General features: G+C 63.5%; 14 protein-coding genes. 6 read left to right on the top strand and 8 right to left on the bottom strand.

Translation table 11 applies throughout. From position 1 onward, the window contains the following. Window positions 1-1,066 precede the first annotated feature (1,066 nt). Window positions 1,067-1,324, bottom strand: a complete 258-nt coding sequence (locus tag ACNFG0_RS17675; RefSeq protein ID WP_196146325.1) for a DUF2790 domain-containing protein — start codon at window positions 1,322-1,324, stop codon at window positions 1,067-1,069. A gap of 260 nt (window positions 1,325-1,584) precedes the next feature. On the opposite strand from ACNFG0_RS17675, the gene ACNFG0_RS17680 reads away from it, so the two are divergent. Next, a complete protein-coding gene (locus tag ACNFG0_RS17680) occupies window positions 1,585-2,043 on the top strand; it encodes a GNAT family N-acetyltransferase (protein WP_416765839.1) in 459 nt (152 codons plus the stop codon). On the opposite strand, the gene def is transcribed toward ACNFG0_RS17680, so the two are convergent. Together def and ACNFG0_RS17690 are read right to left on the bottom strand one after the other, a co-directional pair. Next, on the bottom strand, window positions 1,998-2,534 hold the full coding sequence (gene def, locus ACNFG0_RS17685) for a peptide deformylase (RefSeq protein ID WP_416765840.1): 537 nt from the start codon (window positions 2,532-2,534) through the stop codon (window positions 1,998-2,000). The genes ACNFG0_RS17680 and def overlap by 46 nt on opposite strands. Further along, the gene (locus tag ACNFG0_RS17690; protein WP_196146328.1) at window positions 2,531-3,484 is read right to left on the bottom strand and encodes a YihY/virulence factor BrkB family protein; all 954 of its coding nucleotides are present in this window, start codon (window positions 3,482-3,484) and stop codon (window positions 2,531-2,533) included. The genes def and ACNFG0_RS17690 overlap by 4 nt, the downstream gene beginning before the upstream one ends. A gap of 251 nt (window positions 3,485-3,735) precedes the next feature. On the opposite strand from ACNFG0_RS17690, the gene ACNFG0_RS17695 reads away from it, so the two are divergent. Beyond that, window positions 3,736-4,116, top strand: coding sequence for a hypothetical protein (locus tag ACNFG0_RS17695; RefSeq protein ID WP_196146329.1), 381 nt, complete (start codon window positions 3,736-3,738; stop codon window positions 4,114-4,116). Here ACNFG0_RS17695 and ACNFG0_RS17700 read toward each other — a convergent pair whose 3' ends face one another. After that, window positions 4,117-4,953 (bottom strand): S1 RNA-binding domain-containing protein, encoded by an 837-nt coding sequence (locus tag ACNFG0_RS17700; RefSeq protein ID WP_084858402.1) that lies wholly within the window; start codon window positions 4,951-4,953, stop codon window positions 4,117-4,119. A gap of 130 nt (window positions 4,954-5,083) precedes the next feature. Between ACNFG0_RS17700 and ACNFG0_RS17705 the strand changes: the two genes are divergently transcribed. Continuing rightward, entirely contained in the window at window positions 5,084-5,941 is an 858-nt protein-coding gene (locus ACNFG0_RS17705) for a DUF6279 family lipoprotein (RefSeq protein ID WP_196156270.1), read from the top strand. On the opposite strand, the gene aceK is transcribed toward ACNFG0_RS17705, so the two are convergent. Further along, window positions 5,938-7,653, bottom strand: a complete 1,716-nt coding sequence (gene aceK / locus ACNFG0_RS17710; RefSeq protein WP_416765843.1) for a bifunctional isocitrate dehydrogenase kinase/phosphatase — start codon at window positions 7,651-7,653, stop codon at window positions 5,938-5,940. The two genes, ACNFG0_RS17705 and aceK, sit on opposite strands and share 4 nt — an antisense overlap. A gap of 273 nt (window positions 7,654-7,926) precedes the next feature. Here aceK and ACNFG0_RS17715 point away from each other — a divergent pair, with 273 nt between their 5' ends. Continuing rightward, window positions 7,927-8,799: a DMT family transporter gene (locus tag ACNFG0_RS17715; protein WP_196146332.1), complete on the top strand. Its 873-nt coding sequence runs from the start codon at window positions 7,927-7,929 to the stop codon at window positions 8,797-8,799. Window positions 8,800-8,873: 74 nt separating this feature from the next. On the opposite strand, the gene ACNFG0_RS17720 is transcribed toward ACNFG0_RS17715, so the two are convergent. Further along, window positions 8,874-9,755: a DMT family transporter gene (locus ACNFG0_RS17720; RefSeq protein ID WP_416765845.1), complete on the bottom strand. Its 882-nt coding sequence runs from the start codon at window positions 9,753-9,755 to the stop codon at window positions 8,874-8,876. 185 nt (window positions 9,756-9,940) lie between these two features. Here ACNFG0_RS17720 and ACNFG0_RS17725 point away from each other — a divergent pair, with 185 nt between their 5' ends. Further along, window positions 9,941-10,105, top strand: a complete 165-nt coding sequence (locus ACNFG0_RS17725) for a hypothetical protein (protein ID WP_416765847.1) — start codon at window positions 9,941-9,943, stop codon at window positions 10,103-10,105. A 216-nt stretch (window positions 10,106-10,321) separates the two neighbouring features. On the opposite strand, the gene ACNFG0_RS17730 is transcribed toward ACNFG0_RS17725, so the two are convergent. Further along, window positions 10,322-11,257, bottom strand: coding sequence for an aspartyl/asparaginyl beta-hydroxylase domain-containing protein (locus ACNFG0_RS17730; RefSeq protein ID WP_416765848.1), 936 nt, complete (start codon window positions 11,255-11,257; stop codon window positions 10,322-10,324). A 258-nt stretch (window positions 11,258-11,515) separates the two neighbouring features. Beyond that, complete coding sequence (cysK, locus tag ACNFG0_RS17735; RefSeq protein WP_196146335.1) at window positions 11,516-12,490, bottom strand: cysteine synthase A; 975 nt, start codon at window positions 12,488-12,490, stop codon at window positions 11,516-11,518. 125 nt (window positions 12,491-12,615) lie between these two features. Here cysK and ACNFG0_RS17740 point away from each other — a divergent pair, with 125 nt between their 5' ends. Next, window positions 12,616-13,689: a DUF748 domain-containing protein gene (locus ACNFG0_RS17740; RefSeq protein ID WP_196156272.1), complete on the top strand. Its 1,074-nt coding sequence runs from the start codon at window positions 12,616-12,618 to the stop codon at window positions 13,687-13,689. Window positions 13,690-13,723 lie beyond the last annotated feature (34 nt).

Here is a 13,723-nt window from a genome sequence, read left to right on the forward strand (position 1 = left end):
GCGCTCCGGGGTTCCCTCGCTCCGGCATTACTCCCGGTGGGGCGCGGCGAAGGGCCATCCATGGCCCTGCGCCGCTTGCCGGGCATCCATGCCCGGCACCCACCTCCGTAACGCCTCCACTCGGCCTCCTGACGTCGCGTTTGGCGGCGCCTGGACTATCGCGCATCGCAAGCAGAAGCAAAGGCAAAAGCCAGTCGGTTAATTTTGGGACATCTCATTGGGGCTGCTATGCAGCCCATCGCGGGACAAGCCCCCCAGGCAACCCGCCAGTGGCAAGCCTTGCATAACCCTGTAGGAGCGGCCTTGTGCCGCGATGGGGCGCGTAGCGGCCCCAATTATTAAGGCAAAGCAGCTACTTAATGCGTGAAGCGCAGTCAAAAGATTCGATCCCTCACAAGATCCTGCTCACAACAGCACCAGCGGCATGATCCTACCAAGCAGCCCTTCTGTTGCTCTTGATACGCGATAGCCCAGGCGCCACCAAACGCGACGTCAGGAGGCCGAGTGGAAGCCTTGCGCAGGTGGGTGCCAGGCATGGATGCCTGGCAAGCGGCGCAGGGCCATGGATGGCCCTTCGCCGCGCCCCGCCGGAGCAAGGCTGGAGCGAGGGAACCCCGGAGCGCAGCGCAGGGGCCGGATGCAGGAGCCAGCGTTTTTTGGTTACTTTTTGTCGCGTTTGACAAAAAGTGACCCGCCGTAAGGGCGGAAAGGTGAATAAGCGTCGCCATCGCAAATGGACTTTGCGCTTACGTCAAAACCAACAATTTATCGACTGCATTGAAATAGCGAAATATCCATTCGCCATGGCGGCGCTCACTCACCTTTTCGCCTTTACGGCGACCTACTTTTGCTCTTGGGCAAAAGTAGGCAAAAACCGCTGGCTCCTGCATCCGGCCCCTGCGCTTCGCTCCGGGGTTCCCTCGCTCCTGACGTCGCGTTTGGCGGCGCCTGGACTATTGCGCATCGCAAGCAAAAGCAAAAGAAGGTCGGTCGGTTAATTTTGGGCCATCTCATTGGGGCTGCTACGCAGCCCATCGCGGCACAAGCCCGCTCCAGGGGGGCGCATTCAGCCCTGGCTGCAACCTTCACCCATGGCGCGGTATTGGATGGTGTGCACCTGGCCCTGGTGGTCTTCGTAGGTCATGGTGGCGGGCACCACTTCGCAGACGTTGGGGATGGTCGAGAGGCTGATCACTCGCTTGATATCCAGGTTGGTGGAATAGTCGTACTGCTCGACAACAGGCTGGGTAGAAGCGGTCTTGACCTCATCTGCCAGGGCGAGTGAGGACATACCGACCAATGCAAGAATCAGTAATGGTTTCATGGAGTTTGGCCTTAAAAGCAATCAAGCTGATCGATTGACTTCATATGCCGGAAAGGGCGCGGAGAAGTTGTCATCGGAGTGCGAGATGACACGAAGTACCGATCCCGCTGTGTACGGGGGATGCAGAAAGTTTACTCCTGACAGGTAATAGTTGAACCCCGAAGTCGGACATTCACCCTTGCGTGATCTGCAACAATTCATGACAGCAGGTTGATTCTCGACGAACTGCACAACCGTGCTCGAGGTGTCACAATCCTCCCATGACGACCCTGCCTGAACTTCACTGCACGCCTTTGAACAGCCTCGAGCGCAAGTTGCTCGACCACTTCTACCGCCAATACGGTTCGCGCATGCGCGCAGCCGCCGATGGCGAGCTTTGGGTGGCGCGGGCCAAAGGTATCGTCGGCGGCATGAGCTTGACTCCCATGGCCGGTGGCCGCTGGCTCACCGGCCTGTTCGTGGCACCGCAGTGGCGTGGCCGGCAGGTTGCCACGCAGCTGATCGAGACCGCGCTGAAGGATGCCTCGGCGCCCATCTGGCTGTTCTGCCATCCGGACCTGCGCACCTTCTACCAGCGTCTGGCTTTCACCGACACCGACGCGCTGCCCGAGGCCCTGGGCGCTCGCCTGGCGCGCTACCAGCGCAGCAAGCGCCTGGTGGCGATGGTGCGAGATCAGTCGTCGCGGGCATCCAGCCCAGGGAACAGCACGTCGGTATAGCCGAACCGGCTGAAATCCTGGATGCGCGAGGGGTACAGGCGACCTATCAGGTGGTCGCACTCGTGCTGCACCACCCGGGCGTGGAAACCATCGGCGAAACGGTTGATCGGGTTGCCTTGTGGGTCAATGCCTTCGTAGCGGATATGCCGAAAGCGCGGCACCACGCCGCGCAGGCCCGGCACCGACAGACACCCTTCCCAGCCATCCTCGACCTCCATCGCCACGGGGGTGATCACCGGGTTGAGCAGGATCGTCTGCGGTACCGGCTCGGCATCGGGGTAGCGCTCGCTGCGCTCGAAGCCGAAGATCACCAGCTGCAGGTCAATGCCGATCTGCGGCGCAGCCAGGCCCACGCCCCCCACATGGCGCATGGTCTCGAACATGTCGTCGATCAACTGCTGCAGCTCGGCGCTGCCGAGCAATGCCTGCGGCACGGGCGGGGCGATGCGCAGCAGGCGATCGTCGCCCATCTTGAGAATGTCACGGATCATCGCGGGTTCGGCTCGCTGGGCTGGGGCTCGACCGGGTGCTCATGGCCGAGCACGGTGAGGGTTTGCTGGGTGGCATGGCCAGCGGCTTCCTTCTCGCCAGGGTTCTTGCCTTCGCTCGACATGTGCTCGATGACCGCATTCATCTCAGCGCCCAGCAGCAGCACCGCGGCGGAAATGTAGAAATACAGCAGCAGTACGATGATCGCACCGATGCTGCCGTACATCGCGTTGTAGTCGGCGAAGGTCTTCACATAGTACCCGAACGCCAGCGAGGCGATGATCCACACGACGACCGCCAGCACCGAGCCCGGTGTGATGAAGCGAAACTCCTGCTTCACGTCGGGCATCACGTAGTAGATCAATGCCACCGCCACCATCATCAGGATGATGATCGACGGCCAGCGCAGAATGGTCCACACCGTGACGATCACTTCCTGCATGCCGACCTGGGCGGCGATCCACTCCATCACCTGTGGCCCGAGCACCATCAAGGCCGCAGCGGCCAGGAGCATGCCGGCGATGCCGACGGTATAGATGATCGACAGCGGCAGGCGCTTCCACACCGGGCGCCCCTCGGGCACGTCGTAGGCGGCATTCATCGCGCTCATCATCAGGCGTACACCGGCCGAGGCGGTCCACAGGGCAATGACGATACCCACCGACAGCAGCCCACCCTTGGACTGCTGCAGCTGGTCGATCACCGGGTTGACCTGTTCCAGGGCCTGGGGCGGCAACACCAGCTCCGACTGCAGGCGCAGCCAGGAGAAGAAGTCCGGCAGGTGCAGGAAGCCGATCAGGGCGATGAGGAACAGCAGGAAGGGAAACAGGGAAAACAGCATCTGGTAGGCCAGCGCAGAAGCGTAGGTGGACATCTCGTCATCGAGGAATTCTCGGACGGTGCGCACCAGCACGCGGTGCAGGGGCAAGCCGCGCAGGTCGGGGAAAATCATAGCGTCTCCTTTCGCCGCAGGATCGTGTCAGGCAAGGCCAACTGGCAGGGGTAGGCCCTTTCAATGGTGCAAGTCTAATAGACCACGCCGGGTGCGGTGCTGCTCAATTGCTGTGGTAGCGGCGATCCGGGGGCAAGCCCGCTGCACGCCTCTGCAGAACCAGGGTGTTGCCCGACCACATCAGGCTTGTTCGCCAGCAGCGCCCAACGCACAATACCAGGCCTTTCTAGCGTCAACCCGCAGGAACCTGCATGAAACTCGACAAAACCACCGCCATCGCCCGCCGCAACGAAGTGCTGGAACGGCCGGTGCTCAACCGCGACAACACCTTGTTCGCGATCCTCGACCGCAAGCGCAACCTGTGGTGGTTCGATGTGCCGACGGCGCTGCTGCGCAAGGGCCAGCCCGACTGGGTCAACCTGCTGCTGCACACCCCCGAGACCGACACGCTGCAGCACCTGAAGGTGCCGACCAACTTCCTGCGTGCCCATCAGGAGCAGATGGAAGTCCGACACCCCGGTAAGCGTCGCTCGACCATCAGCCTGGCCCTGAGCGCCGACCGTGACTCGCTGCTGCGCGACACCCGCCCCGGTGGCGAGCAGTTGGACTTCACGCCCTTCCTGCAGGCCTGATCAGGCCCGCTCGATGCGATCGTCAAGGATGACGATACGGCCCTGCTTGTACAGCGCGCCAATCGCTTTCTTGAAATTGCCCTTGCTGACATTGAACAGCCGGCTGATCACCTCCGGGTCGCTCTTGTCGCAGACCTCGAGCATGCCGCCGGCGGCCTCCAGGCGCGCCATGATCTGCTCGGGCAGGCTGTCGGCCAGCACCTTGCCCACCGGCTGCAGGCTCAGGGCGATCTTGCCGTCGTGGCGCACTTCCTTGATATAGCCCTTCTCGTGCATGCCCGAACGCAGGAACTTGAACACCTCGTTCTTGTGGATCAGGCCCCAGTGGCGGTTGTTGATGATCGCCTTGAAACCCATGGGCGTCTGCCCGGCCACCAGCAACTCGACCGGCTGGCCGGCCTGGTAGTCGGCCGGAGTGCGATCCAGGTAACGGTCCAGGCGTGCGGTGGCGGTGATGCGGCGGGTGCGTTTGTCCAGGTAGGCATGCACCACGCAGTAGTCGCCGATCTTCAGCGGGCGCGACTCTTCCGAGTACGGCATCAGCAGGTCCTTGGACAGGCCCCAGTCGAGGAAGATGCCGGCGCCATTGATGTCCTTGACCTTGAGGCTGGCGAACTCGCCGACCTGCAGCTTGGGCTTCTCGGTGGTGGCGATCAGCTGGTCCTCACTGTCGAGGTAGATGAACACGTTCAGCCAGTCGTCGACCTCGGTGGCGGTGTCCTTGGGGATGTAGCGCCTGGGCAGCAGGATCTCGCCGTCGGCCCCACCGTCGAGGTACAGGCCGAAGTCGGTGTGTTTCACGATTTGCAAACTGTTGTAGCGCCCAAGCAAAGCCATTTACGAAGATCCTCAAGACAAGGCGGCTATTCTACACCTGAACAGCCCCGGCCGCCTGTCCGTCCATGCCCAGGAACTGCCGTGGCCAGGTTGCGTCTACTGCCAGGCAAGCCCCAGCAAGGATTCGCCCATGCTCCTGACCCTGCGCCATGCGTTCCTCGTCCTCTGCTTCGCCCTGGCCGTGGTGGCCTGCAGCCGCATCGACCTGGCCTATCGCAACCTCGACGTGCTGGTGCCCTGGTCCCTGGGCGACTACCTGAACATGAACCGCCAGCAGAAGGCCTGGCTCGACCAACGGCTCAAGCAGCATCTGACCTGGCATTGCCAGACCCAGCTGCCCGGCTACCTGGCCTGGCTCGACCAGATCCGCCGGATGGTGGCCGACGATCAGGTCACCGACCAGGCCCTGCGCCAACGCACCGACGAAGCGCGTCAGGCCATTGCCAGGGTCGCCGAGGCGATCACCCCGTCGGCCACCGAGCTGTTGCGTGGCATGAGCGACGACCAGGTCAAAGAGATGAGCCAGGCCTTCCGTGACGATATCCGCAAGCGCCAGGCGCAATACGACAAGACACCATTGCCCAAGCAGGTCAGCGAGCGCGCCCAGCGCATGGAAGAACGCCTGGAGCCCTGGTTCGGCGAGCTCAACGCCCCTCAGCGCCTGCGGGTGCTGACCTGGTCCCAGGCGCTGGGCGACCAGAATGGCCAGCGCATTGCCAACCGTGCCCACTGGCAGCAGCAACTGGTGCAGGTCCTGGCCCAGCGCGATACCCCGGCCTTCGAGCCGCGCCTGGCACAGCTGCTGCAGCGCAAGGAAAGCCTGTGGACCCCGGAATACCGCATCGCCTTCCAGCGCTCCGAACAGCAGGCGCGCAACCTGTTGGTGGACCTGGTCAGGCAGAGCACACCGGGGCAGCGGCAGCACCTGCTGGCGCGGCTGGCCAAGGTGCGCAGCGACTTCACCGAGCTCAAGTGCATGAAGGGCTAGCGCCCTTTGCGCCTATACGGGAATACGTCAATCACCCGGCCATCGTTGATCGCCGCCTGCAGCCCCTTCCAATAATCGGCGTCATACAACTCCCCGTGCAGCCGGCTGAACAACCGCCGCTGGCCGATATCGGCGAACAGGAACGGCGGGAACTCCTCGGGGAACACATCGTGGGGGCCGATCGAGTACCAGGGTTCGCCGGACATTTCATCTTCCGGGTAGCGCGGCGGCGGGATATGTCGGAAATTCACCTCGGTGAGGAAGCTGATCTCGTCATAGTCATAGAACACCACCCGGCCATGGCGGGTGACGCCGAAGTTCTTCAGCAGCATGTCCCCCGGAAAAATATTCGCCGCCGCCAGTTGTTTGATCGCCAGGCCGTAATCCTCCAAGGCCTCCAGCACCTGGGCTTCGCTGGCCTGCTCGAGGTAGAGGTTGAGCGGAATCATGCGCCGCTCCGTCCAGCAGTGGCGGATGCATACGGTGTCGCCTTCGAGCACCACGGTCGAAGGCGCCACCTCCAGCAATTCGGCCAGGCACTGGGGTTCGAACTTGGCCTTGGGGAAGCGAAAGTCGGCGAACTCTTGGGTATCGGCCATGCGCCCAACCCGGTCGACGCTTTTCACCAGGCGGTACTTGTCGATCACCGTGGCCCGATCGACAGTCTTGGAAGGCGAGAAACGGTCCTTGATGATCTTGAACACCGTGTTGAATCCGGTCAGGGTGAACACGCTCATCACCATGCCCCGCACCCCCGGCGCCATGATGAAGCGGTCCTCGGTGGTGGCCAGGTGGTTGATCAGGGCACGGTAGAACTCCGACTTGCCATGCTTGTAGAAGCCGATGGAGGTGTACAACTCGGCGATATGCTTGCCGGGCAAGATGCGCTTGAGGAAATTGACGAATTCCGCGGGCACCGGCACATCGACCATGAAATACGACCGGGTGAAGGAAAAGATGATCGACACTTCGGCTTCGTCGGTGATCAGCGCATCCGCCTCGATGCCATGGCCCTCGCGATGCAGCAAGGGGATCACCAGCGGCCACTGCTCGTCGGGGGTATACAACCGTCCGACCAAGTAGGCGCCCTTGTTGCGGTACAGCACCGGCGAGAACAGCTCCGCGGCCAGTGCCGGGTCCTTGCACACCCAGTCCGGCAGGCAGTCGCGCAGTTGTTCCTCGAGGCGCGCCACGTCGCCCTCCAGGTCGCCGTAGGGCACATCGAACGGGTAGTCGGCGAACACCGCCCGCAGCAGGTTGCGCAGGCTGCCGTCCGGCCGGTAGGTACGGGTCTGCGCTGCACGTTCATGGCCGCGCATCGATGGCCGGGTGGTGTGGATGAACATGCAGCCATCGCTGATCAGGTCATGGCTGAACAGGCTGCAGAAGATCGAGTTGTACCAGGTCTCCGACAGTTCATCGTCCAGCCGCGGGTCGATCAGCCGAATATAGGCGCTCTTGACCAGCGGCCACTGCTCCACATCCAAAAGCACCGCCTCGGCGAAGCCTTGGCGCAGCCAGCCGTTGACTTCATTGACCTTGGCCTCGTAGAGGTTGATCCGCGCCGCAGCCGCGCGCTGGATCTCCTGCCATTGGGCCTGCTCGAAACGCTCGCGGGCACCGAGCGTGATGCGCCGGAAATGCTCGCGGTAGTCGTCGAAGCCATCGAGGATCATCCGGGCGATCTGGGCCGCCGGCCAGGGCTGGGACATGCAAGGGACCTCCGTGCTGGGGTTCAACACGTCAGCTTAGTTTCATCTCCCGCTCTTGGTATCGCCGTTCGTGGGTAAACCGCACACAGCGGCAGCACTCCGCTGCACCTGTGGGCTGCGTTGTCGCGCAGAGAACAAGCGGCTAGCGCCGGTCCCCTGTGTGCGGGCTTGTCCCGCGATGGGGCCAGCGCGGATTCACACCGCAAGAAAGAACAAGAACCGCGCTCCCCCGCTAGCGTACACTCGCGCCCTTGCCGATCGCTGGAGACCACCGTGAGCCCCACTGCCCTTGCCCGCCTGCTGACCCTTGCCGCCGTCTGGGGTGCGAGCTTCCTGTTCATGCGCATCATCGCTCCCGAACTCGGCACAGTGCCGACCGCGTTCTTCCGTGTGTCGATCGCCTGCCTGGGGCTGATGGCCATCCTGGCGGCGGCGCGGGTACGCTGGGACTTCGAAGGCAAGCTGGGTGCCTGCCTGGTGCTGGGGATGATCAACTCGGGGATTCCGGCCACCTTCTATTCGGTGGCGGCCCAGGTGCTGCCAGCCGGCTATTCAGCGATCTTCAATGCCACCACGCCGTTGATGGGGGTGCTCATCGGCGTGCTGTTCTTCCGTGAGCCGATGACCCTGGCCAAGCTGTGTGGGATCTTCCTGGGGTTGCTCGGTGTCGGCATCCTCAGCGGCGCAGGCCCTGTGGCCCTGGACCTGGCTCTGCTGCAAGGCGCCCTGGCCTGCCTGGCGGCGACCACCTGCTATGGCTTCGCCGGTTTTCTCGCCCGGCGCTGGCTGAGCGACCTGGACAGCCGGCTTTCAGCCCTGGGCAGCATGCTGGGCGCCACCTTGCTGCTGACCCCGCTGTTCGCCTGGAGCGCCCTGACCCAGCCTCCGGCCAGCTGGGGCGGCTGGCAGGTCTGGTCGTCGCTGTTGGGCCTGGGCCTGTTGTGCACGGCCTTCGCCTACATCCTGTACTTCCGCCTGCTGGCCGAGATCGGGCCGGTCAAGGCCAGCACCGTGACCTTCCTGATCCCGGTGTTCGGCGTGCTCTGGGGTGCCTGGCTGCTCGACGAGCCGCTGTCGATGGCGCACCTGTACGGCGGGATGCTGATTGGCATGGCGCTGTGGCTGGTGCTGCGGCCGGCCCGATAGAAATCGCAAAGCAAGGCCGCTCCCTGCAGGAGCGGCCTTGCGCCGCGAACGGGCCGCAAAGCGGCCCTCACACCTCAAGCCTCAGCCACCCGCAACCCAGGCTTGCGGAACACGAACAACAACCCGACGACGATCAACCCCATCCCCAGCAGGCTCAGCGGCGCCAGCCGGTTGCCGAAGATCAGGAAGTCCATCACCGCCGTCACCGCCGGCACCAGGTAGAACAGGCTGGTGACATTGACCAGATTGCCCCGGGCAATCAGCCGGTACAACAGCAAGGTCGCCAGCAACGACACCACCAGGCCCATCCACAACAGCGCGCCGAAGAAGCTCGCGTTCCATTGCACATGCAACGGCTGCAAAGGCGCGAATGCCGCGCACAGGGCGAAACCGGCCAGGTACTGCAACGGCAAGGTACCCATGGGATTGTCGGTGATGCGCTTTTGCAGGATCGAGCCGAAGGTCATGCTGGCCAGCGCCAGCAGGGCGAACAGCATCCCGGCCAGGGATACCCCGCCCAGGTTGATCCCCTGGTACACCACCATCACCAGCCCACCGAGCCCCAGGCCCAGGCCGAACAACCGGCTCCAGGAACGCTGGCGCTCCATCAGCACCACGGTGAGGATCGGTTGCACGCCCATCACCGTGGCCATGACGCCGGGCGTGACGTGGGTATCGAGCGCCAGCAGGTAGAAGATCTGGTAGGCGCCCAGCAGTACGCAGCCCGTCCCCAGGGCACGCAGGATCGCACCCGGGGTGCGTGGCCAACGTAGCCCCAGCAACGGGCCGATCAACAGCAGGCCGGCCAGGGCCAGTGCCGAGCGCAGCAGGAGGAAGGCGAACGGGCTGGCCTGGGCCAGGCCGAGCTTGGAAACGATCGCCCCGCTGCTCCACAGCAGGACGAACAGGCTGGTCGTGGCCGCCGAGGCCACGGATGCTTTGCAAAAGACAGACATGTAGTGCCACCTGTATTGGGCAAGTAAGCCAAACGGCGGGCTGTCGCGTTAGCGAGGGATAGAGCCGACCGTGTTCAGTAGGTTGCGCGTGCGATGGGTGCGGCCAGGGGCCGTCAGCCCAGCACCACGATTGCGCAAGGAGGCGGAGCTACGCCGCCTACGACGCCACTGACAGGTGGTGGGTAGTGACTGATCATGGCCGGCTGCTGGCTGCCACGCACGACCAGGCCCGCGACAGGCGCGAGGACGGCAGCAGTGGCAGAAGGGATGGCTGGCATGAACAGGTCTTCTGGAAGGACGTGAATGGAATCGACTATAGCGGCGTAACCACTACCGAGCAAGGTGCGTGATGATCGGAGCCCAATCGCCGGCAAGCCAGCTCTCATGGAACAACGCATAACTATTTGAGTTTGCAGGTCCGTTGTGGGAGCGGGCTTGTCCCGCGATTGGGCCGGGCCCGATATCACCGTCGCCTGGCAAGGGCTTCGCCCTTGATCGCGGGACAAGTCGGACCGCCGCACCGCCGCTCCCACAGGGGGACCCACGCTAGCCGCGCTGGTCCTCGGTCAGAACAACCAGCGGTACAGCAGGTAGGCCACCACCACTGCCAGCACCGGCCGCAGGACACGGTAGGCCTTGGGGTTGGCGCGTTTGAACTGCTTCATCCGAGCGCTGATCCGGTTGCTGAAGCGCTTGCTCCAGGCGTAGGCCTGGTTGATGCCGCCCACGCGCTCGTCATCGGTGTTCTGTGGTGCGGTGGCGCGCCCGAGGAAGGCACTGACCTTGCGGTTGATGCGGGTCATCAGCGGGCTGCTGAGCGGGCGCTCGATATCGCAGAACAGAATGACACGGGTGACATCTGTCTCGTTCTTGACCCAGTGCACGTAGGTTTCGTCGAACATCACATCCTCGCCGTCGCGCCAGGCGTACGGCTGGCCATCGACATAGATGCGGCAATTGTCCGAATTGGGCGTCGACAGGCCCAGGTGATAGCGCAGCGAGCCGGCGAAGGGATCGCGGTGTGGATTCAGGTGGCTGCCGCCCGGCAGCAAGGCGAACATGGCACCCTTGACGTTGGGGATACGGCTGACCAGTTCGACGGTCCTGGGGCAAAGCATTTCGGCCGAGGGCAACGGCTTGTCGTACCACTTCAGGTAGAAGCGCTTCCAGCCCTTCTTGAAGAACGACCCGAAGCCGGCATCGTTGTCCTTCTCCGCCGCGCGGATGTAGCCCTCATCGAACAGGCGCATGGCCTCCTCGCGGATCACCTCCCAGTTGTTCTTGAGCACATCCAGCTCCGGGAAGCGCTGGCGGTCCAGATACGGCCGGGAGGGTACGCCGGAAAACAGGTACATCAGGCTGTTGTAGGGAGCGAACAGCGCCGAATGGTTGACGAACTGACGCAACACCGGCAAGCGCGCCTTGCCGCGCAAATGCACGAACAGCACACTACCGAAGAACACCAGCAGAACACCTGCCTTGGCTGCAAAGGAAAAAGTCATGCAACAACTCCTAGGAGAGGAAACCAGGCCGTAACCTGCTCCCACGCAAAATCATCCGGCCATCATAAACCCATCCGGCCCCGGTAAAAAACAACCGAGGTCGGACTGCAGTGTTGAGGATTTTGCAACAAAGCACGCAATCGGGCATTGCGCCGGATCAGCGGTGGAGCACAAATGCGCGCCTCGACCACCGGTAAGCTGGCTCCACCTGTGGGAGCCGGCTTGCCGGCGATTGGGCTGCGCAGCGGCCCCCTGCGCTTATTGCTGGTTTTCCTGCTCGGTGAACAGATCGCTGAACAGCATGCTCGAGAGGTAACGCTCGCCGGAGTCCGGCAGGATCACCACGATGGTCTTGCCCTGCATTTCGGGTTTCTCGGCCAGGCGCACCGCAGCCGCCATCGCCGCGCCACAGGAGATACCACAGAGGATGCCCTCTTCCTGCATCAGGCGCAGGGCCATGGCCTTGGCCTCTTCGTCGGTGACGGTCTCGACCTGGTCGACCAGCGACAGGTCCAGGTTCTTCGGCACGAAACCTGCGCCAATACCCTGGATCTTGTGCGGACTGGGCTTGAGTTCCTCGCCGGCCAGGGTCTGGCTGATCAGCGGCGAAGCCACAGGCTCCACCGCCACCGACAGGATCGACTTGCCCTGGGTGTTCTTGATGTAACGCGAAACACCGGTGATGGTGCCACCGGTGCCGACGCCCGCCACCAGCACGTCCACCGCGCCGTCGGTGTCGTTCCAGATTTCGGGGCCGGTGGTCTTTTCGTGGATCGCCGGGTTGGCCGGGTTGTCGAACTGCCCCGGCAGGTAGTATTTGCCGGGCTCGGACGCAACGATCTCGTTGGCCTTCTCGATCGCGCCCTTCATGCCCTTGGCCGGGTCGGTGAGCACCAGTTCGGCGCCCAGGGCCTTGAGCACCTTGCGCCGCTCCAGGCTCATGGAGGCAGGCATGGTCAGGACCAGCTTGTAGCCACGGGCGGCGGCAACGAAGGCCAGGCCTATACCGGTGTTGCCCGAGGTCGGCTCGACGATGGTCATGCCCGGCTTGAGCTTGCCGCTGCTCTCGGCATCCCAGACCATGCTCGCGCCGATCCGGCACTTGACCGAATAACCTGGGTTACGCCCTTCGATCTTGGCCAGGACGGTCACCCCGCGCGGGGCGATGCGGTTGATCTGCACCAGCGGCGTGTTGCCGATGGAATGGGCGTTGTCTGCGTAGATGCGGCTCATGGCAGGGTCCTTAACCGTGCGGGGAAAGCCTCAAGGGTAAGCCCGCCCCACAGGCCAGTAAAGCCCGTTCGAACTCGGCCAAGCCCGGTGCGGTCAACCGGACAACCCGCCTCGGAGGACCTTCGATGAAAGCGCGTTACCGCTGGCCGTTGCTCAGCGTCACCGGCCTGCTCGCCCTGTTGCTGGCCCTGCACCTGGCCCTACCCTACCTGGTGCGCGACTACCTCAACGACAGGCTGGCCGACATGGGCGACTACCGCGGCCGCATCACCGACGTCGACCTGGCCTGGTGGCGCGGCGCCTACCAGATCAACGGCCTGGAAATCGTCAAGACCACCGGCAAGGTCCCGGTGCCGCTGCTCGATGCGCCGCTGATCGACCTGTCGGTGAGCTGGCGCTCGCTGTGGTACGACCACGCCGTGGTGGCCGAAGTGGTGTTCGTACACCCTGTGCTGAACTTCGTCGACGGTGGCAACAAGCGCAACTCCCAGACCGGCCAGGGCACCGACTGGCGCCAGCAACTGGAAAAACTGCTGCCCATCACCCTCAATGAAGTGCGCATCGATGACGGCACCCTGACCTTTCGCAACTTCACCTCCAAGCCGCCGGTGGACCTGAAGGCCACCCAACTGCAGGCCAGCATCCGCAACCTCACCAACGTGCGTGACGAGCAAGGCCGGCGCGACGCCAGTTTCGACGGCACGGCGCGCCTGCTGGGCGACGCCCGGGTGGAAAGCCGCGCCACCTTCGACCCGTTCAGCGACTTCGACGACTTCGAATTCCGCCTGCGCGCCACCGACATCCAGCTGCGCCGGCTCAATGATTTCGCCAGCGCCTACGGCAAGTTCGACTTCAATGCCGGCCACGGTGACCTGGTGATCGAAGCCCAGGCCGAGAAGGGCCGGCTCAGCGGCTATATCAAGCCGCTGTTGCGCGACGTGGACGTGTTCAACTGGCAGCAGGACGTCGAAGACAAGGACAAGGGCTTCTTCCGCTCGATCTGGGAAGCGTTGGTCGGCGCCAGCGAAACCGTGCTGAAGAACCAGCCCAAGAACCAGTTCGCCACCCGCGTGGAACTCAGCGGCAGCGTGCACCAGCAAGACATCAGTGGGTTCGAGGCGTTCTTGCAGATCCTGCGCAATGGCTTCATCCAGGCGTTCAACGCACGTTACGAGCAGCCGCCGCCCGATTCCGACTGAACCGGGGCGCGACGCACCATTCAGAGACTGAATA

Origin of the sequence: Pseudomonas sp. NY15372 (assembly GCF_048068215.1) — a bacterium.
Taxonomy (GTDB): Bacteria; Pseudomonadota; Gammaproteobacteria; order Pseudomonadales; family Pseudomonadaceae; genus Aquipseudomonas; species Aquipseudomonas guariconensis_A.